The organism is Mesorhizobium sp. C089B (assembly GCF_030323125.1).
In the GTDB taxonomy this organism is placed as follows: Bacteria; Pseudomonadota; Alphaproteobacteria; order Rhizobiales; family Rhizobiaceae; genus Mesorhizobium.
This window is the reverse complement of record NZ_CP100469.1, coordinates 6,091,320-6,110,128: the sequence shown is the minus strand read 5'-3', so window position 1 is coordinate 6,110,128 and position 18,809 is coordinate 6,091,320. Positions and strand designations below refer to the sequence as shown.

Here is an 18,809-nt window from a genome sequence, read left to right as displayed (position 1 = left end):
GACTTATCAACCGCAAAAACTTGGTTTGCGTTGGCCCTCGTCAAAACACGGACGGCACGACCTCTCGTCGAGGCTGCCTGCTCGATGCCCTAGCGTTGCCCGGCCGCATGCTGCAGTCGAGCGATCAGGTCGCTGTTGCGGCAATAGTCTGGCGGGTTCTCGGATTGCTCATGTTCGTCGAGCCAGGTTGAGCATTCATCCTGGTGCCCGCAGGAACGGCAGCGGTCCACCGCCCGATTGGTGACTGCCGCATGGTCTGCCACGACTTTCAGATGTCTGTCGACCCCGAGCGACCGCATCATTCGACCCATTAGCGCCGTTCTGGCGTCGACCGAAATCAGGTAATCGAGAAAGGTCATGTTGATCACTCCTGCCTACCGGTCATCCTTGCCGCCGTTGGCGGCGGGTGGCGTTGATCTCGATCAACAGGCGGCATCATTGCCAACCCTGGGCCGTGACGGGGAGCATGAAGCCAAACGGAATGGCAGGTGGTCGAAGACGTCCGCTGACCGGCAGGCCGGTTGCTCGGGCCAGGTCTAGATCTGGCCGTTGTTCGCTTCGGAAAACAAATGAACGCAGCCGCTGCGTCGTGGGCACCCCCACCTTGAACATGTTGCTAGCACCGTCGCGGTGTCCCGAGGCTGAGGGTCTCCAGGCGCGCCGCAGGAGGTAACCTGCTCCGGCCGAGACAGGTTGCTGGTCAACTTCTCCTTCAATACGACATGAAACGGCTGATGCCGCTCTCTTCGATGAGCGTGCGAGTGACACCGCCAAATGCCCATTCCCGCAAGCGGCTATGGCCATAGGCGCCCGAGACGATCAGGTCCGCATGGATCGAGCGCGCGAAACTCAGCAACCGGTCGCCATCAGCCTTGCAGGCGATCAGCTCGGTTCGCGCCTTGATGCCATGGTGGTCAAGGAAAACGGCGACATCGTCGAGGCTGTCTCGACTGGTTTCGTTGCGGCTGGTGTCTATCGTGGCGACGATAACGTCGCTGGCCTTTTCCAGAAAAGGCAGTGCATCGGCTACCGCACGCCGTGCCTCCCTGGTGTCCTTCCAGGCAACCAGCACGGTTTTTGCGCGGATATGTTCCATATTACCTGCCGTGACCAAGACTGGCCGGCCGGCACCGAGCGTGAGGCTGCCGATATCAACAGCACGAAAGACATTGTCTCCATCGCCGCAGCCGGTGACGATAAGGTCGGCCGCCCTGGCCACAACGCTGAGGAACCGGGTCGGACTGCAGACGGACTGTGCCCATTCGCTTGTAACGGAAACCGGCACCATTCTTTCGAACACTGCACGCAATTCGGCGAGCCGCTTTTCGATCTCAGTTCGTTGGATCTGCATGATCTCACCTTCGTAGACCATCCCTTCGCCTGTCGCGACCAAAGGTGGGACATCGGCTGCCGCCAAGCCAACAAGATGCGCTCCAAATCGCTTGGCAAGTTCGATACCCACCTGAACAATGGGCGCAGGAGCCGCATCGATGGCGAGGTTCACGATGATTGACTTGTAGGCCATTGCGGGTGCCTTTCACTGGAGCGGCGCTATGCGTGATGGGTCGCATGCGCCAGCGCCCGATGCCTTGATGCACGTCAAAGACCCGCCAATTGCGCCCGCCAACTAAATCTCTTGCGGAAACGTGTCTCGATCTGTTTTGCCTGTGCGACGAGAAGTGATAGTTAGCCCGGTAGCACCATCTCGAACCTGGGAATTTGATTTGATCAAAGACGAAGCGCTCAGCTTATCGCCCGCTGGGACGACGCTGAAAGCCCTCTTGTCGCGGATGTTCGATCAGGCTCCGGGCTTCATCGCGCTCATGCGCGAGCCGGGTCACGTTTTCGAACTGACCAATGCCGCCTACCAGCGGTTGATCGGCAACAGGCAGGTGATTGGAAAGTCAGTCAGGGAAGCCTTTGCCGAGTTCGAAGGAGATGAGTTTTTCGGACATCTGGACCAGGTCTACACGACCGGCGAGCCATACAGAGGCCAGGGCGTAAAGGTCGGCCTTCGCAACAAGGCCGACGGGCCGCTCGAAGAGCGCATCCTTGATTTCGTCTATCAGCCCATCAAGTCCGACGATGGCCGTATCACCGCGATCTTCATCGAAGGCACGGATGTCAGCGAACTCTCCTTTGCAAACGCAGCTCTTCGGCTGCGTGAGGACCATTTGCGATCGATCCTGGCAACAGTGCCGGATGCAATGGTCGTCATCGATGAGCAAGGCGGGATCCAATCCTTCAGCACAGCCGCCGAAACATTGTTTGGCTATCAGTCAGGTGAGGTCATTGGCCAAAACGTGAAAATGCTGATGCCCCCGCCCTACCGCGACGAGCATGATGCCTATCTGCTTCGCTACCTGACCACCGGAGAGCGCCGGATTATCGGGCTCGGGCGCACCGTCACCGGGATGCGCAAGGATGGTTCGACCTTCCCGATGGAGCTTTCCGTCGGCGAGATGCATCCGGGAACCGGACGCTTCTTTACCGGCTTTTGCCGCGACCTGACCGAACGCCATCGGGCAGAAGCTAGAATCCAGGAGCAGCAGCAGGAGCTTCTCCATATGGCGCGGTTTACAGCACTTGGCGAAATGGCCTCGACCCTTGCTCACGAGATCAATCAGCCGCTGACGGCCATCACCAACTATCTGAAGGGCAGTCGTCGGCTGCTCGAGAAAAGCACCGAAGAGAATGCGCCCATCCTGCGGGATGCCGTGGAAAAGGCCGCTGAGCAGGCGCTGCGGGCTGGAAACGTCATTCGCCATCTCAGAGACTTCGTTGCAAGAGGCGAAAGCGAGCGTCAGGTCGAACGGCTGCCGGCGCTCATCGAAGAGGCCTCGTCGCTGGCCCTGGTCGGGGCAAGGGAGATAAATGTCCTTGTCAGCTACAAGCTCGATCCTGCTGCCGAACTGGTGTTAACCGATCGCATCCAGATCCAGCAGGTTCTGCTAAACCTAATGCGCAATGCTGTCGAAGCCATGCAAGACGCGCCGCGACGCGAACTGCTGGTCACGACTATTGCGCGCGCCGACGGGATGGCGGAGGTGAGCGTCATCGACACCGGGGCCGGTCTCGCGCCGGAGATTTCCGCCCAACTGTTCCAGCCATTCGTCACCACCAAAAAGCAGGGCATGGGCGTCGGCCTGTCTATTTGCCGCACCATAGTTGAATCGCATGGCGGTCACATATGGGCCGAGGCAATGCCGGCCGGCGGGACCGCTTTCAGGTTTACATTGCGCATCGTCGATAAGGATGAGGTCACCAATGGCCGCTAATGATCTGGTGCACGTGGTCGACGATGACCTGGACGTCCGCAAGTCGCTTGGATTTCTGTTGGGCACGGCAGACTTTGCGGTCCGCCTGTATGATTCCGCCACGGCCTTCCTGTCGACGGCGTCTGGCAGTCTCGAGGGCTGCATCGTCACCGATGTGCGCATGCCGGGCATAGACGGCATCGAGTTTCTGCGCCAGCTCAGAGCAGGCGGGCATGGAATTCCGGTCATCGTCATGACGGGCCATGCGGATGTGGCGCTAGCCGTTCAGGCAATGAAGGAAGGCGCTTGCGATTTCATCGAGAAGCCATTCGACGATGAAATGTTGATCGAGGCGATCCGCTCAGCGTTGGCCAACCGCAACCAGGTCAATGCATCCCACCCTCAGTCCGCGGATATTCGCGGGCGTCTGTCGACGTTGACAGATCGTGAGCGCCAGGTGCTGGACGGGCTTGTGTCGGGTTTGCCGAACAAGACGATCGCCTATGACCTTGGAATCAGCCCACGCACTGTTGAGATCCATCGCGCCAATGTCATGAGCAAGATGGGCGCCGGCAGTCTGTCACATCTTGTGCGCATGGCGTTGATCGTTGAATCCAAGCCCTAGGGATGGTCTCCAAAGGGATTGCCGTCGCGAGTTGGCACCCGGTGAGGCTCCCAGTCGCGCCAGTGGGTCGGACGGATGTCGACCCATGCGCCGGTGGCGACGTTCCTCCAGCCGTCCAGCTGCTTCCTGCAGGGAAACACGAGCGCATGCTCACCGTCCTCGTCGAAGACGGCCAGTTTGAGGTTGCGCCCAAACGGAGCGGTGAGGATTGGTTTCCACATCTCCTCATGATCCGCAGAAGCGCCAGCTCGCGCCTTGATCTGAATCATTTTCCGCAATTGCCGAATGCGCGAATGTTCGCTTTGCCGCCGTGAGCCAAGGCGAAAGCACCCGCATGGTCATGGTTCAACGCGGCAAGGCAAACAACACCTTGCGCTGGCTGTGAGAAATAGGAGATGGCTCCGATGATGGTCCGCACACTTTCTGCCTTGGAATGTACGAGATTGCTGACGGCCAATCGCGTTGGCCGGCTCGCATGCGCAAAGAATGGGCGGCCCTACATCGTGCCCCTGTACTACGCGCATGCGGACAATCACCTCTATGTATTTTCCATGCCGGGCAAGAAGATCGAATGGATGCGAGCCAATCCGCTGGTATCCGTCCAGGTTGATGAGCGCGGCCAAGGGCGAGGATGGCGAAGCGTTGTTGTCGATGGCCGCTATGAGGAACTGCCGGACCAACTTGGCCACAAGCGCGAGCGCGACCACGCATGGTCGGTGTTGAGCAAGCACGCTGACTGGTGGGAGCCCGGCGCCCTCAAGCCGGTCACACCTCCGGTGTCGGACAGCGCGCCCCACGTTTTCTTCCGTATCTTGATCGAGCAGGTGTCGGGCCGCGAAGCAAGTGAATAGGTGTTTTTACTGCGGCGGCCTGCGAAAGCGATGGCTGGCCCGGTGTAGGAGCAGCGGTTCTAGGTAGTTTCCCGTAGGGACATAACCGAATTTCGGCGCCGGCCGATTCACGCCATGCTGTGTAACGGATCAACCGGGAAAACAGCCATGTACGCCTACACCGCCTCCAGAATTTCGCTGCCGTCACGATCTACCCTGCCCAACCTGCCTGAGGCTTTCGAGCGCGCACCGCTGCAACCACTCAGCTTCTATTCCGCAGGTGCGGAAATCTACGCCCAGGGCGAGAAGGCCGGAGCCTTCTACCAGGTGGAGTTCGGCGCTGTCCGCGTCTATCGCCTGCTTGCTGACGGCCGCCGGCAGATCAGTGCCTTTCACCTAGCCGGAGAGACATTCGGCTTCGAAGCCGACACGACGCACCATTTCTTTGCTGAAGCCATCAACTCCACCGGTGTCCGCGTCTTCCGCCTCACTGCTGGAGCGGACATGTCCCATCAGTTGCTGCCCCTAGCGCTCCAGGGGTTGACCAGAGCCCAGGAACACCTGCTGGTCCTCGGTCGCCAGAGCGCCATCGAACGCGTCGCCGCGTTCCTGGTTGACATGGCCGAACGGCAAGGGGGGTTGCGGCAGGTCGAACTTCCGATGTCGCGCATGGACATCGGCGACTATCTCGGCCTCACCATCGAGACGGTATCGCGGATCTTCACCCGGCTGAAGGAGAAAGGCGTCATCCGCCTGGCTAGTCTGCGGTGCGTGGAAATCGTCAGGCACGACGCGCTTCAGAACATGAGCGAGTGAATGACAACATGCTCCGGGCCACGCGGAATGTAGCGCCCGCCGTCTTCGCCAAATAGCCGCGCCGATGCAGGCGCGAAATGGAACGTGATCTGATCGCCAGTCTTGGGCCGAAATGATCGCCGCTCGGCGACGATGGTCTCGCCGGTTGTCAGCGTCGAATGTACATAGGACGTAGATCCCAGCGCCTCGACGAATTCCACACTGGCCTGCATGGCAATCCCATCGCCCGCGTCGCGGTGTTCTGGCCTCAATCCAAGCTGCAGTCTGCGTCCGACCTCAAGCGGGGTGCGCACCGGGCTGAAAGTCCTGCGTTTTTGTCCATATCTCGTCGTACCAACGACAGAGATACATTGATGCCGAAATTCTTATCACCGGTGCTTCGTCGGGTTTCGGTCTCGCCACGGCAGAACTCTTCCTTGCTCGGGGTTGGGAGGTCGTCGCGACCATGCGCACCCCCACGCACACACACTTCAGCCTCGGCGAATGCGTTGGCGATGCTATTTCCAACGCTTTCCATAACCCGCGACCTGATCGTGAACGACCTCGTTTCGGATTCAGCCCTTGCGCTCCTGAAGGCTGTTGCCGCCGTCGACCACCAACAGGGCGCCGTTGACGTAACTCGCGCCTTCCGATGCCAGGAACACCACCGCTGCGGCAACCTCGTCCGGTCGCCCGGCCCGCGCCGGTGGCGTGTGCAGGGCAGCTTGCCGCTCCATTGCGCTAGACGAGCCCGTTTCGATCCAGCCGGGGGCCACGGCATTGGCCGTGATGCCGTTTTTTGCTACTTCGAGCGCCAGCGTGCGCGTCAGGCCGACCATGCCGGCCTTGGCGGCGGAATAGGCTGCTGTGCCTTCGAAAGACACCAGCGGCCCGGTAACCGACGCCACATTGACGATGCGCCCATAGCCTGCCTCTACCATCGCCGGCAAAAACGCGCGGGTGACCAGGAATACGGTCTTCAGGCTGACGTCGATCCCTTGGTCCCAGTCTGCCTCGGTCATGGCAAGAAACGCCTTATCGGACGAGGGCGATGCCAGCGAACCCATGCCGGCATTGTTGACCAGGATGTCGACAGCGCCGACATCAGCCCGCAGCCGCGCGACTTCGGCCGCGATGGTGAGATCGGCGACCGCAGCTTTGGCATTGATGCCCTCGGCGCAAAGTTCGGCGGCGCGATCGAGTACACGCGCGCTGGCACCGTTCAGGAAAACGGCATGACCGGCAAGACCGAGCTGCCGCGCTATGGCAAAGCCGATGCCGTCGGCAGCACCCGCCCCGGTGATCAGTGCTCGCTTGATGATAGAAGAAGGCATGGTCAAATCAGACTCCGCTGGTTGCTACGAGGATGAGCCCATAGGCCCAAGTATGCGAGATGGCCGGACAGTGGCCTCGACCTTTGTTCCTCGTCCAACACCTGTGTAGCGTTCTAAATGCCGATTGCGCAGCCGTCCTTGCGTGGGTCTGAACCGCCCTGCAGCGTTCCATTCATCCAGTCGATCATGATCGCTTGGGCGCCCCCGATCGGCTCTTCCGCCGGGACGATGCGGAATCCGCGACCGGCCAGTTCCTCCTGAACCGCGACTGGAAGCGTGCTCTCGACCTCCACGTCCATCGTGCCAGGAATTGGAAAGACGCGGGGCAGATCAATGGCTTGCTGAAGGTCGAGGCCAAAATCAAGAACTTTTGACAGGAAGTGCGCGTGACCCATGGCCTGATACGCTCCACCCATCACACCGAAAGGCATAACAACGCGCCCATCCTTCACCAGCATGCCCGGAATGATCGTGTTCAGCGGGCGCTTGCCTGGTTCGATAACGTTTGGGTGGTTGGGATCCAGCGAAAAACTTATACCGCGATTGTTGAGTATCACGCCCGAGCGCGCCGCGACGATGCCGGAGCCAAAACCATAATAGATCGAGTTGATGAAACTGACGGCGTTGCGATCCTTGTCGACGACGGAAATATAGACCGTGTCGCGATGCACCGGAATATCGAATGAAGGAAGATCCGCGCGCGCGCGGCCAAGATCAATCATCCTCGCCAGACGATCCGCCGTCGCGCTTGAAAGCAGTTGCTCGACCGGCACCGCCACCTTCGCCGGGTCGGCGAGCAAAGCATCGCGCGCCGCATAAGCAAGTCGCGTCGCCTCGATCTCGATGTGCAGCCGGTCGGCGGATTGAGGGTCACCCTTGGCCTCGAAGCGCGACAGGATATTGAGGATCATGAGCGCTATGACGCCTTGGCCATTTGGCGGACATTCGTAGACGTCGTGGCCGCGGAAACCTGTCTTTATCGGCGTCACATATTCGCCCCTGGCCCCCATGAAATCATCCAGTGTGTGCAAACCGCCGAGGCTTCGCAGGCGCGAAACCATGTCCTCGGCAACCTCCCCCCTGTAGAAGGCGTTGCGTCCATCCGTAGCTATCTTGCGGAATGTTGCGGCGAGTTCTGGTTGCCGGTGCACCTCGCCGATCCTCGGCGCCCGCCCCCCAGGGAGAAAGATGCGTTTTGCGCCAGGATCGGCGGAAAGCAGCGCCGCCTCCTGTTCCCAGTCGAAATGCACGCGTGGGGAGATGGCGTAGCCGCTTTCGGCGAACTCGATCGCAGGAGCGAAAAGCTTGCCCAGCGGCAGTTTTCCATGATCGGCGTTGAGCTGTGTCCAGGCGTCCACCGCTCCGGGAACCGTTACCGCATGCGGTGAGTGACGCTCGATTTCTGTGATGCCCTGAGATGCATACCAATCGGCTGTTGCAGCCGCAGGGGCACGGCCGGATCCGTTGTAGGCGATGATCTCGCTGGACCCTTCTTTCGACATTAGGACGAAACAGTCTCCGCCGATGCCGGTAGACCCCGGTTCGACCACGCACTGTACGGCGCTGGCGGCGATGGCCGCATCGAGTGCGTTGCCCCCCGCCTCCAGAATCCGAACGGCTGCAAGCGTGGCCGACGGATGGGACGTCGCAGCCATGCCATGCCGTGCGACCACGACCGAACGGCTTGGTTTCTCGAAATCTCTCATACGCGAAAAACTCCCTAGAACGATTGCAGTGAGCGCCAGCCGATCACGCTGGACTGGTCGCAAGGCCCGATGCCGGGCGCAGATGCCGTGACAGATTGTATTCGAGCCGGCCCAGTGTCCGGGTGATGATGAAATTGAGGATCAGGTAGATAGCGCCGGCGCAGACGAAAACTTCCATGGCCCGGTAGGTTTGCGAAATGATGCCCTGGGCGATGCCGGTGATTTCCATCAGCGTAACGATGGATGCAAGTGAGGTTCCCTTGACCATCAAAATGATTTCGTTGCCATAGCTTGGCAAAGCCTGGCGCAGTGCGATCGGCAGGACGATGCGGCGCAAGGTCATCAGTCGCGTCATGCCAAAGGCCTGCGCCGCCTCAATCTGGCCGGACGGGACCGACTGCATGGCGCCGCGGAGGATTTCACTGCCATAGGCTGCGGTGTTGAGGGTTAGCGCGAGGATGGCACACCAATAAGGTTCGCGGAAAAGGCCCCACAAACCAAGTTCCTGCAATGTCGGCCGAAACTGGCCAAGGCCGTAGTAAATCAGGAATATCTGGACCAACAGGGGCGTGCCGCGAAACACCGCGACGAAACCCTTGATTGGCCCGTCAATCAAGGGTTGGCGGAGGCGCTGGGCCAGCGCCAAAGCCAAGGCGAGGATGGCGCCGAGCAGGATGGACGTGCCGGCAAGCTCAAGCGTCAGCGGCAGGCCGGCAAGCAGCTTTGGCAATATTTCAGCGAAAAAGGCGAAATCCATTACACCCCCCGAATGCCCCGAAGCGCGCGGCGTTCAGCGCGCTTGAACAGCAATCCCGTCGCTGAGGCGATGGCCAGGTAGAGAGCGGCGGCAGCCATGTAGAAGAGAAACGGCTCGCGGGTCGATCCAGCCCCGATCTGTGCCTGGCGCATCAGTTCGACAAGCCCGATTACCGAAATCAGCGCTGAATCCTTGAGCACCAGTTGCCACACATTCCCTAGCCCCGGGATGGCGTGACGCATAAGCTGGGGTGCGATCACCCGGCGCAACATGAGCGCAGGCGGCATGCCATAGGCGCGCGCTGCTTCGATCTGACCGCGGTCGATGGCGATGTAGGCACCGCGGAATACCTCCGCCTGATAGGCACCCGAAATTATGCCGATTGCCGTTGTGCCTGTGGCGAAAGCCGGCAATCCAAGGAAGCCCTGGGCGCCAAACCAATGGCCAACCGCAGTCAGCGCCATGCTACCGCCGAAATACAGGAGATAGATGGTCAAGAGGTCGGGAACGCCCCTGAATACCGTGGAATAGGCATCGGCGAGCAAGCCGAGGGAGCGCGACCCGCTGACCCGGGCCGCAGCTGCCAAGGCGCCGATCACCGAGCCGACCATAAATCCGGCGACCGAAAGCAGAAGCGTTACGAACGCAGCGCTGAGCAGCGCCACCGCCCAACCGCCGTCGCCAAACCCTAGCAGACGAACGCTATCCAGCATCGGCTAGTTCGCGCTCCGGGAAGGGCTTCTCACTTGGGCGGCGTGACGTCGGCCTTCAGCCATTTCAGCGAAAGCTTTTTGATGGTGCCGTCGGCAATGGCTTCATCGATCGCCTTGTTGAACATCGCCTTGAGCACGGTATCCTGCTTGCGCAGCCCTGCCCCAGTGCCCCGTCCGAAAACCCCGCCGAGAAAGCCGGGACCAGCGACCGTGTAGCCTGAGAATTCCGGCTTGGCCAAGGTTGCCGCCAAAGCGGTCTGCTGTGCAAACAGGGCATCCACACGGCCGGCCGCGAGATCGAGGTCGTGCTGTTCCGTGGTTTTGTACTCGCGGATTTCGACGGCGCCGTCGAAATACTTTTTCAGGAACTCCAAGTTCGCCGTCGCAGCCTGGACGCCGACGATCTTGCCGGCGATCAGCGGCTTGATCTTGTCGATTGCCGCCTTGGCAGGGGCCTCGTCTTCCAGTTTTATCTTCTCGGTCGAACCGGCCAACGCAGCGAGCGCGCTGTCCTTCGCCACGGCGAACCCGGAAGGATCGATCGCATAGGGTTGAGTGAAGTCTATGACTTCAAGTCGTTTGTCGGTGATAAACATGCTCGCCATGATGACGTCGAACTTGCCAACTGTCAGCGCCGGGATGAGCCCATCCCAGTCCTGCGTAATGATGGTGCATTCAATTTTCATACGCTCACAGAGATTGCGCGCGAGCTCGACCTCCATGCCGTCAGGCTTTCCATCAGCGGTGGTAAAGTTCCAGGGCGCATAGGCGCCCTCCGTCGCTATGGTGATCTTCTTTGGCGCATCCTCGGCCGAAGCCGACAAAGCGGCAGCTAAGCTCAATCCGGCCGCAAGACATGCAATGGGCAATAGTTTCATGGTTCTGTTCCCCTTTTTTTCGGCCCTGCGAGGGCACTTTGTAGAAATCGAATATCCCTCTTGCCCGACTACCTCAACGTCGGCTCGGGCTCGCGAACTCGGCCAGCAGCGGCGCCGTGTCGAGAATGTGTCTGCGCATCACGGCTTCGGCAGCTTCGGCATCGCCGCCGCGTAGCGAATCGATCACTGCCGAATGCTCCTCCGCGGCGCTGAGCGGTTTTTCGACATAGTCGAACCAGATGCGCAGATAGGGTTCGATGGTCACATGAAGTGATGCGATTTGCCGAATAAGCTTCGGGCGGCCGCTTAGATTGCAAATGTAGCCGTGAAATTCCTGGTGCCGTGTCACCCAATCGGCGCCGCCGGCAGCGCCACTGCGCTCCATACGGGCCAAAAGGCGCTCAAGTTCGGCAATGGTTTCGGCGTTCATCCGAGGCATTGCCAGGCGAACGGCAAGCCCCTCAAGCACCGAGCGGATCTCGAACGTCTCGTAGATCTCGTTCAGCGTCAGGCCAGCGACGATACAGCCACGATTGGGGCGGATCACCACCAGCCCGTCGACTGCCAGCCGCTGGAAGGCCTCCCGCACAGGCATCCGGCTCATGCCGATCTCGGCCGCGATCTCTTCCGGGATGAGCCGGTCGCCTGCACGGTAACGCCCGAGGCGTATTGCAGATTGCAGATGCAGAAAAGCTTCCTGCTCCGCAGTGGCCGGCGTCTGGGCGTAGGGAATTGCCGAATGGCTCATCTGGGGATCTTTTTTGCTGAATTTTCTGATCAACGCAAAATTGGATTTTTGTATCCACAAATACAATAGAGTTCTGTGGCGCAGTCAAGGCAAATCGTCAAGAGCCCTTCGAGGCCGGCGCCCTGATACCGCCTCGTATCGCCCGCCCGAACTTGGCGCAAACGCGGCACGGCTTCTCATCGAAAGGATCAAGGGACGTACGAAAAGCGTGTTCGTGACGGTCGCGCTGAAAGTCGTGGCACGTGGCAACACAAAGATGCCTGGAGCGTTTCCCAAGGCCTCGCGCCAATATCCCTAGTCGAGTTCGATGATGCTGCAGCCATAGGCCGGGAGCGACAGCCTACCGCCGCGTACTTTGCCATCGCCGAGCAAATCCTTGCCCGCGGGGACATTGCCGATGCTTGCCGGCTCGCCCAGCGTGTTGAGGATGAACAGCAGGCGGCGGTCCTTGCTCTCGCGGATGGTCGCTTCGACGCCGGCCGGCATGTCTGCGATGAGCGGCACGATACCGGCGGGCGCCAGCACTTGATCGGCCAGCACCTCGACCAGAGCGTCGCTGAGGTACGTGCCGAGGTAGATCACCTTGCCCTTGCCGACTTTGCGCGAAGTTATCGCGGCTTGGCCCTCGGCGAAGCGGCTGGCCCAGCTGCCGATAACCTCCGTGCCGGGCGCGACGTTAAGCAGCTCATAAAGATGCGCCGCCGTCACCTGCGCATTCCCGATCTTGAGCTCGTATTGGCGGCTCGCCGACGTCGCTGGCAGCTTCTTGCGCACCGTATTGGCGCCGAAGCGGCCGCCATGCTCGAACAGGCCCTCGCCGCCGATCGGCGTCAGCAACCCGAACTCCTCGACCGTGATCCCGGCCAGCGCCGAGAGCGTCTTGCCCGGCGAGGTGTCGCGGATGACGTGGTTGTTAACGTCGCGTGATCCGGTGCGGCCGCCCAGGATTACCGTTCCACCCGCCTTGGCGAAGGCCTCGATCCGCGCCGTCCACGCATCGGTCCATTTCAGCCAATGCGGCACGTAGAGCGCCTTGAGCTTGCTGAGATCATCCTCGGGATGGATGAAGCCGCAGGCGATGTTGTGGCGGTAGCAATAGCGGTGCAGCAGCGTCGCATCGTCCTGCGGGCTCGGCATGCCGATGGGGCAGGAGCGGTGCATCTCCTGATTGTCGAAATCTGATCCGGCGATGCCCAAATCCATGCGCACATGCGTGCCGAGGATCTTGTCCTTGAGCGCCGTGACCTCGCCCGCAAACTGCTTGGCCTCGTCATAGCGCCGCCGCGGGATGTCGTCGTGATCGATGATGCCCATCCAATAGATCTCGGCGCCGAAATGCGCCGGCCGCCAGCGGAAGAACATCACGCCATCGGCGCCGCGCGCTACTGACGTATAGGCCATGCGGCGCATCTCGCCGGGTTCGGGCGTCAGCGTCGAGAAGTTCGGCTGCGCACCGAAACCCGATTGCTGCTCAGGCACGATGAAGTTGCCGGTGAAGCCGCGGCAGATGTCGAGACGCAGCGCCTGTACCTCGCCGACGCTGCCGACCCGCTGCATCTCGTCATCGAGATGCGGGTAGATGTCGAAGCCGAGAAAATCGAGATCGGTCGAGAACTCGCCGCGGAAGTCGATGTCGTCGATCCGCCCCAGATTGTGGAAGACGAACCAGTCTGGATTGGTCTCGCGCAGGATCAGCACCTGATCGTGCTGGAACCGCGCCGTGACGAAGGCGAGGAAGCGGTGATAGTCGACCACATGGGTCGGCCCGACCGGGGCAGGCGCGTAGTCGAGGGGCAGCACCACTTGATCGAAATCGTCGTAGGCGGTGGCCCAGAAATGCCCGCCCCACGCATCGTTGAGCGCGGCGATGGTCTCGTACTTGTCCTTGAGGAAGGCCTGGAACTCGGCCAGCGTCACCTGACCGTAGGACAGCGATCCAGAGGTATTGAGCTCATTGTCCGTCTGCCAGCCGATGATGTGCGAATTGCCGCGATAATGCTGGGCCATCGCTTTGGTGATGCGCTTCGAATGCTCGCGGAACACTCCGCTCGCAAGATTGCTGTGCTGGCGCGAGCCATGGCTCATGGCGCGGCCATTGGCATCGACGCGCAACACTTCGGGATAACGCGCCGTCAGCCAGCGCGGCGGCGTCGCCGTCGGCGTGCACATGATGGTCTTGATGCCAGCCTTGCCCAGCACATCTATGGCGCGGTCGAACAAAACGAAGTCGAACGTCCCCTCACGCGGCTCGATAATATGCCAGGCGAATTCCGCAAGTCGCACCGCGTTGAAGCCCGCGGCTGCCATGCGGTCGGCGTCGCGCTGCCAATAGCTCTCATCGACATGCTCCGGGTAATGCGGGGTACCGACGAGGAAAGTGTCGGTCGCGATCGGCCGCCAGACAGAGAGCGGCGCGGATTTCGAGGCAGTCGTCATAGTCGGAAAACTCCAGGCGATAGTCTACTTGATGGCGCCGGCGGTGAGGCCGCCCTGCCAGAACCGCTGCAGCAGCAGGAATACCACGATGACCGGGATGATGCTGACCAGAGCGCCGGTGATGATGATCGAGAACAGCACCTGTCCTCCGCCACCGCCCTGCTGCGCGAGCTGATACCAGGTCGCAAGGCCCACCGTGATCGGCTGATATTCCGGCGTGCGCAGCACGATGAGCGGCAGGAAGTAATTGTTCCAGGTCCCGACGAATGAGAGCAGCGCCACGGTCACCATGCCCGGTGCCACCAGCCGCAGCACGATGGCGCGGAAGATCACGAACTCGCCGGCGCCATCGAGACGCGCTGCGTCGAGCAGTTCGTCGTCGACGCCCTGCTCGATATAGACGCGCATCAGATAGACGCCGATCGGCGAGATCATCGAGGGCAGGATCACGCCCAGCGGGTTGTCGCTGAGTCCCGAAAGCGCCAGCAGCAGGAAGGTCGGCACGACGAGGGCCGTCTGCGGGATCATCACAGCGCCCAAGACCAGCGCAAACAGCAGATTGCGGCCGACGAATTTGAATTTGGCTAACGCATAGCCTGCCGCGGTAGCCAAGATCGCGGCACCGAGCCCGGCGACGCTCGAATAGAGCACGCTGTTGAACATCCAGCGCATGAAGACGCCGTTGTCGCGCGCCAGAAGATCGCTCAGATTCCGCCAGAGGTTGAACTCCGTGCCGAAGCCGAAGCCGAACGTGGTGAACAGGTCGCCATTCGTCTTCGTTGCCGACAGGACCAGATAGGCCAGCGGCATGAAGCTGTAGAGGAGGAACAGTGACAGCAGCAGCGTGAGCATGATTTGCGAGCGCCGCCTTTCGCGGGGCCGGCGCTTGGCAGCCTCGAAAGTGGCGATGTCGATGGTCGCAGTCATCATTGCTCCGACCGACGGCGGTTGGCGATCAGGGTGAAGATGTAGGAGGCACCGGCGATCACGATGCCAAGCACGAACGAAACGGCGGCCGCATAGCCATACTGCTGGTTCTTAGTCGCCAGAGAATAGGCATAGAGGTTCGGCGTGTAGCTCGAATTGATGGTGTTACTGGCGAGCGCGCGCATCAAATACGGCTCATTGAACAGCTGCAGTGTGCCGTTGATCGAAAAGATGATGGTGAGCAGGATCGCCGGCCACAGCAGCGGCAGCTGGATCAGCCGGGCAAATTGCCAGGGCGAGGCGCCGTCCATCCGCGCGGCCTCGGCGAGGTCCGACGGGATCGCCTTCAGCGCGGCGTAGTAGATCACCATATTGTAGCCGACATATTCCCACGTCACGATATTGGCCAATGAGAAGATCATCGCGCCCGGCGATAGGAAGTCCGGCGGCGGCAGGTTGAACGCCTTGGCAATCTGCGTGAACGGGCCGAAGGTGGGGCCGTAGAGATAACCCCAGATGATCGTCGCGATCACGCTCGGCACAGCATAGGGGAGGAAGAAGCCGAGCCGGAAGACGCCCTTGGCATAGACCTGGCCACGATCGAGCACGATGGCGAACAACAACGCCAGGGCCAGCATGATCGGCACCTGCACGATGCCGAACAAAACGAGGTTCCACACGCCGCCCCAGAATTTGGCGTCGTCCGCGACCTTGATGTAGCTGGCTGCACCCGCGAACTGCCGTCCGCCCACCAGCGTGTCGCGGTAGAGGCTCATGTAGAACGCATAGACCAGCGGCGCGACGATGAAGGCGATAAACAGCAGCATGAAGGGCGCCAGGAACAGATAGGGCGCCAGCTTTCGGGACGTTAAACCGCCCGATCGCGCTGGGCGCGTCGCTGCGGCTGGCGAGTTCGACAATGCCCTGGTCCCCATCCTGCAAGATAAAGAGATCGGGCGCGCCGATCAAGGCGCGCCCGGCCGGTGCCCGGGAGGAGTTAGGCCACGGTGAAGCCTTGGTCCTTCGCGTAGGTGACCACGGCATCCTGGACACGGTCGAACGCATCCGACAGCGTGCCGTTGCCGCTGATCGAAGCGCCGAATTCATCGGACATCGACTGGTAGAGGAAGCCCTGGAACGGGCTCCACTCAAACGGCGCCACGGCACTCGCTGATTTGGCAAACACTTTGTTCACCTCCTGGCCGCCAAAGAATTCCGGCTTGGCGCTCGCCCATTCCGGGCTCGACAGCAGCGCGTTGGTGCAGGGGAAGAAGTTTTGCTTGGTGGTGTAGAGCTTTGTGGCTTCGGGATTCGTATTCAGCCAGATCGCGACTTCGGCGGCCTCGGGCAGATGCTGGGTCGCTTTCATCACGGCCAGCGCTGAGCCACCCCAAGCGCCAGTCACGAACTTGCTCGCGTCCCACTGCGGCAGATCGGCGGCACGCCACTTGCCCACGCTGGTCTTGGCGACCGAGGTCAGGAACAGCGGACCCCAGCCCGCAGCGAGCCAGGTGGCATAGCGACCCGAGTCTAGGCCGCTGTACCACTCATTGTTGAAGCCCGGCTTGGTCTCGATAACACCCGCGGTGATAAGGTCCTGCCAATAGGCGGCGAAGTCCTTAGCAATCTTGTCGTTGATCCTGATCACGAGCTTGTCGCCATCGCGGCTGACCGGCTTCCACCCCATCGGCCACAACAGACCCAAGACCCAGTCGGCGTTGGCTCCGAACGGCGCGTCGGTCATGAACACATTCGGATCGGCCGCATGGATCTTCTTGCCCGCATCGGCAAACCCGGCCCAGGTGGTGGGCGGCGTGATCCCATGCTTGTCGAAGATGTCCTTGCGATAGAGCATCGCCATCGGACCGTAATCCTGCGGCGTGGCGTTGACCACATCGCCCATGGCGACCTGCGCCCATAGGCCTTCGGGGAACTCGCCCTGATGGGCATTGGCGTACTGGCCGATGTCTGCGAGGGCGTCGACCTGGCGGAAGCTCTCAAGGTGCTGGTATTCGATCTGGGCGACGTCCGGCAGGCCGCTGCCCGCCTGCAGGCCCGCGCGGAGCGCGTTATACAACGGGTCCCCCTGGCCGGGATTCACGAGTTCGATCTGGATGCCCGGATGCGCGGCGTTGAACATGTCTACCTCAAGCTGGAGATTCGGCACCCACGACCACACAAGCACCTTGACGGGCTCGGCACCGCGAACTGCCGCAGGCAGACCCGCTACCGCAACGCTCGCACCTGCAACTTTCAAGAAGTCACGACGCTGCATCATCCGCCCAAGCGGATTGAAAATCTTCGTCATTGAAGTCCTCCCACGAAAGATACGCTCCCACACGACGCAGGACGCGGTTTTTCTTTCAGTCAGAAACTTAATGCCGACATACAGTCGCTGTCAATCGCGATCGATTGATCTTTAATCGGCCATCACAAGGCTGTCAGCAGGGTTGAGCGTCGTCGAATCGAGCACAAGGCGCACCGCTCCAAGCACGATGTCGCGGTGCCCCAGCGCGCCTATCATGAGGCGCGGCGGGTCGTACACATTCCCCTTGAGGCGATGTCGCAGCACATCGAGCACCAGATCACCACCGCCGACGACCCGGCCCGCCAGTACGATGATTTCGGGGTTCATGAAGGCAGCAACACTGCCCACCGCCATCGTCGCATAGTCCAGCAACTCGGTGACAACCGGCGCGATTTTGTCCGCCTGCCGGTCGGTGACAGCGGCCAGGGTGAGCTTTCCCGCCGCATACTGGGTGTTGGCCTCTTCGAGCATCTTGGTCGCCTGTTCGGGGATGCCGAAAAAGCGCAGCGATTGCTTGTCGCCCAGATGTTCGAACGGCCGCCCGGTAAGGAGGGGGTCGTCGAGATACCAGCCGAGCTCGCCCGCCGCATGCGAATGCCCGCCATAGAGCTTGCCGTCGATCACGACGCCCGCGCCCGCGCCGGGCCCGATCGAAAGGCTCACGACGCTGTCGGCGCCACGCCCGGCCCCGAATCCCCATTCGCCCACGGCGGCGAGGTTGCGCCCGTTTTCGACGACGATAGGTATCTGAATATGCTCGCTGAGCCGCGCCCGCAACGGCATGTCGCGCCAGCCGAGCCCGAGCGTCAGCACCACTTCGCCCTCCGGCTGCCTGACGATCGAGGGCACGCCAATGCCGATGCCACGAATAGTCTGGCCGCGCGGGCGGGGGGCCGCCATAAGCCGGCGGATCAGGCCGACCAGCTTTTCGAAATTGCGCTCGCCATCATCGTCGGCGGTCTCGTGCATTTCTGTCTGCACGACGCCTTCGAGATTGGCCACGGCGCCGTAGAACTCGCCCTTGCCGGCCTCGATGCCAATGATCGCATGCGCCGCACCGCGGAACTTGATGCGCGCCCGCGGCCGGCCCCGGACATTGGCCTCGTCAAACCCGTCATACGCAACCAAATCCTCGGCAATCAGATCCTCGATCACCCGCATCACCGTCGGCAGGCTGATGTTCAGCCGCTCGGCGAGGCTGGATGGCGAAATCACTCCTTGGGTGCGGATCAAATCCACCACGGCCGAACGATTGAGTCGGCGTAACAGGCTCGACGTCGTGGGCTGGCGCTTCATTCATGGACCAGTTGCAAAAGGCCGGCGGACCGGCAACGAGCGTCGGCATAGACCAGAACCGTGCCAGAGTCCGCCTTTTTCTGATGACGCCGAACGTCAGTTGTCGCTCGGCAGGGAAAGCTACCGCGGTAGCCCGTTCGATGATTACGGCGCTCCGTGGCGGGCGCCCAAGCCCTCTGAAGTCACTGCGCTACTTGTG

Annotated in this window: 19 protein-coding genes and 1 pseudogene; 5 read left to right on the top strand and 15 right to left on the bottom strand. The window is 61.2% G+C overall.

What is annotated here, in order from left to right; translation table 11 throughout:
- Positions 1-89: 89 nt before the first annotated feature.
- Both NLY44_RS29805 and NLY44_RS29800 read right to left on the bottom strand, forming a co-directional pair.
- Positions 90-359, bottom strand: a complete 270-nt coding sequence (locus tag NLY44_RS29805; protein ID WP_023806646.1) for a DUF6455 family protein — start codon at positions 357-359, stop codon at positions 90-92.
- A 353-nt stretch (positions 360-712) separates the two neighbouring features.
- On the bottom strand, positions 713-1,525 hold the full coding sequence (locus NLY44_RS29800; protein ID WP_023689277.1) for a putative universal stress family protein: 813 nt from the start codon (positions 1,523-1,525) through the stop codon (positions 713-715).
- Between the two features lie 199 nt (positions 1,526-1,724).
- Between NLY44_RS29800 and NLY44_RS29795 the strand changes: the two genes are divergently transcribed.
- Both NLY44_RS29795 and fixJ read left to right on the top strand, forming a co-directional pair.
- Positions 1,725-3,278 (top strand): PAS domain S-box protein, encoded by a 1,554-nt coding sequence (locus NLY44_RS29795; protein WP_023806645.1) that lies wholly within the window; start codon positions 1,725-1,727, stop codon positions 3,276-3,278.
- Entirely contained in the window at positions 3,268-3,882 is a 615-nt protein-coding gene (gene fixJ, locus NLY44_RS29790) for a response regulator FixJ (protein ID WP_023689279.1), read from the top strand. Before NLY44_RS29795 ends, fixJ begins: the two co-directional genes overlap by 11 nt.
- Here the strand turns inward: fixJ and NLY44_RS29785 are convergent.
- A complete protein-coding gene (locus tag NLY44_RS29785; RefSeq protein ID WP_348524400.1) occupies positions 3,879-4,151 on the bottom strand; it encodes a hypothetical protein in 273 nt (90 codons plus the stop codon). The genes fixJ and NLY44_RS29785 overlap by 4 nt on opposite strands.
- Before the next feature lie 135 nt (positions 4,152-4,286).
- Between NLY44_RS29785 and NLY44_RS29780 the strand changes: the two genes are divergently transcribed.
- Together NLY44_RS29780 and NLY44_RS29775 are read left to right on the top strand one after the other, a co-directional pair.
- Positions 4,287-4,733, top strand: coding sequence for a pyridoxamine 5'-phosphate oxidase family protein (locus tag NLY44_RS29780; RefSeq protein WP_023689281.1), 447 nt, complete (start codon positions 4,287-4,289; stop codon positions 4,731-4,733).
- Between the two features lie 147 nt (positions 4,734-4,880).
- Positions 4,881-5,528, top strand: coding sequence for a helix-turn-helix domain-containing protein (locus NLY44_RS29775; protein WP_023689282.1), 648 nt, complete (start codon positions 4,881-4,883; stop codon positions 5,526-5,528).
- Here NLY44_RS29775 and NLY44_RS29770 read toward each other — a convergent pair.
- The gene (locus tag NLY44_RS29770) at positions 5,510-5,821 is read right to left on the bottom strand and encodes a TOBE domain-containing protein (protein WP_156935593.1); all 312 of its coding nucleotides are present in this window, start codon (positions 5,819-5,821) and stop codon (positions 5,510-5,512) included. The two genes, NLY44_RS29775 and NLY44_RS29770, sit on opposite strands and share 19 nt — an antisense overlap.
- A 56-nt stretch (positions 5,822-5,877) precedes the next feature.
- Between NLY44_RS29770 and NLY44_RS29765 the strand changes: the two are divergent.
- Positions 5,878-5,985: pseudogene (locus NLY44_RS29765) on the top strand (SDR family NAD(P)-dependent oxidoreductase); the annotation flags it as partial.
- Between the two features lie 97 nt (positions 5,986-6,082).
- Here the strand turns inward: NLY44_RS29765 and NLY44_RS29760 are convergent.
- The 11 genes from NLY44_RS29760 to NLY44_RS29710 all read right to left on the bottom strand — a co-directional run bounded on the left by NLY44_RS29760 (position 6,083) and on the right by NLY44_RS29710 (position 18,610).
- A complete protein-coding gene (locus NLY44_RS29760) occupies positions 6,083-6,841 on the bottom strand; it encodes an SDR family NAD(P)-dependent oxidoreductase (RefSeq protein WP_023806644.1) in 759 nt (252 codons plus the stop codon).
- Between the two features lie 113 nt (positions 6,842-6,954).
- On the bottom strand, positions 6,955-8,547 hold the full coding sequence (gene ggt / locus NLY44_RS29755) for a gamma-glutamyltransferase (protein ID WP_023712991.1): 1,593 nt from the start codon (positions 8,545-8,547) through the stop codon (positions 6,955-6,957).
- A 43-nt stretch (positions 8,548-8,590) separates the two neighbouring features.
- On the bottom strand, positions 8,591-9,304 hold the full coding sequence (locus NLY44_RS29750) for an ABC transporter permease (protein ID WP_023712992.1): 714 nt from the start codon (positions 9,302-9,304) through the stop codon (positions 8,591-8,593).
- Positions 9,304-10,017 (bottom strand): ABC transporter permease, encoded by a 714-nt coding sequence (locus tag NLY44_RS29745; protein WP_023669344.1) that lies wholly within the window; start codon positions 10,015-10,017, stop codon positions 9,304-9,306. Before NLY44_RS29745 ends, NLY44_RS29750 begins: the two co-directional genes overlap by 1 nt.
- A gap of 29 nt (positions 10,018-10,046) precedes the next feature.
- Positions 10,047-10,895: a transporter substrate-binding domain-containing protein gene (locus NLY44_RS29740; protein WP_023806643.1), complete on the bottom strand. Its 849-nt coding sequence runs from the start codon at positions 10,893-10,895 to the stop codon at positions 10,047-10,049.
- Between the two features lie 73 nt (positions 10,896-10,968).
- Positions 10,969-11,676 carry a GntR family transcriptional regulator gene (locus tag NLY44_RS29735; RefSeq protein ID WP_245263879.1) on the bottom strand — a complete coding sequence of 236 codons (708 nt, stop codon included), beginning with the start codon at positions 11,674-11,676 and terminating at the stop codon, positions 10,969-10,971.
- Positions 11,677-11,937: 261 nt separating this feature from the next.
- Entirely contained in the window at positions 11,938-14,079 is a 2,142-nt protein-coding gene (locus tag NLY44_RS29730; RefSeq protein ID WP_023806641.1) for a beta-galactosidase, read from the bottom strand.
- Between the two features lie 24 nt (positions 14,080-14,103).
- On the bottom strand, positions 14,104-15,006 hold the full coding sequence (locus NLY44_RS29725) for a carbohydrate ABC transporter permease (RefSeq protein ID WP_198029015.1): 903 nt from the start codon (positions 15,004-15,006) through the stop codon (positions 14,104-14,106).
- Positions 15,006-15,833 (bottom strand): carbohydrate ABC transporter permease, encoded by an 828-nt coding sequence (locus NLY44_RS29720; protein ID WP_023712997.1) that lies wholly within the window; start codon positions 15,831-15,833, stop codon positions 15,006-15,008. The genes NLY44_RS29725 and NLY44_RS29720 overlap by 1 nt, the downstream gene beginning before the upstream one ends.
- A 170-nt stretch (positions 15,834-16,003) precedes the next feature.
- Positions 16,004-17,314: an ABC transporter substrate-binding protein gene (locus tag NLY44_RS29715; protein ID WP_023689294.1), complete on the bottom strand. Its 1,311-nt coding sequence runs from the start codon at positions 17,312-17,314 to the stop codon at positions 16,004-16,006.
- A 111-nt stretch (positions 17,315-17,425) separates the two neighbouring features.
- Positions 17,426-18,610, bottom strand: coding sequence for an ROK family transcriptional regulator (locus NLY44_RS29710; RefSeq protein WP_023806638.1), 1,185 nt, complete (start codon positions 18,608-18,610; stop codon positions 17,426-17,428).
- Between the last annotated feature and the right edge of the window lie 199 nt (positions 18,611-18,809).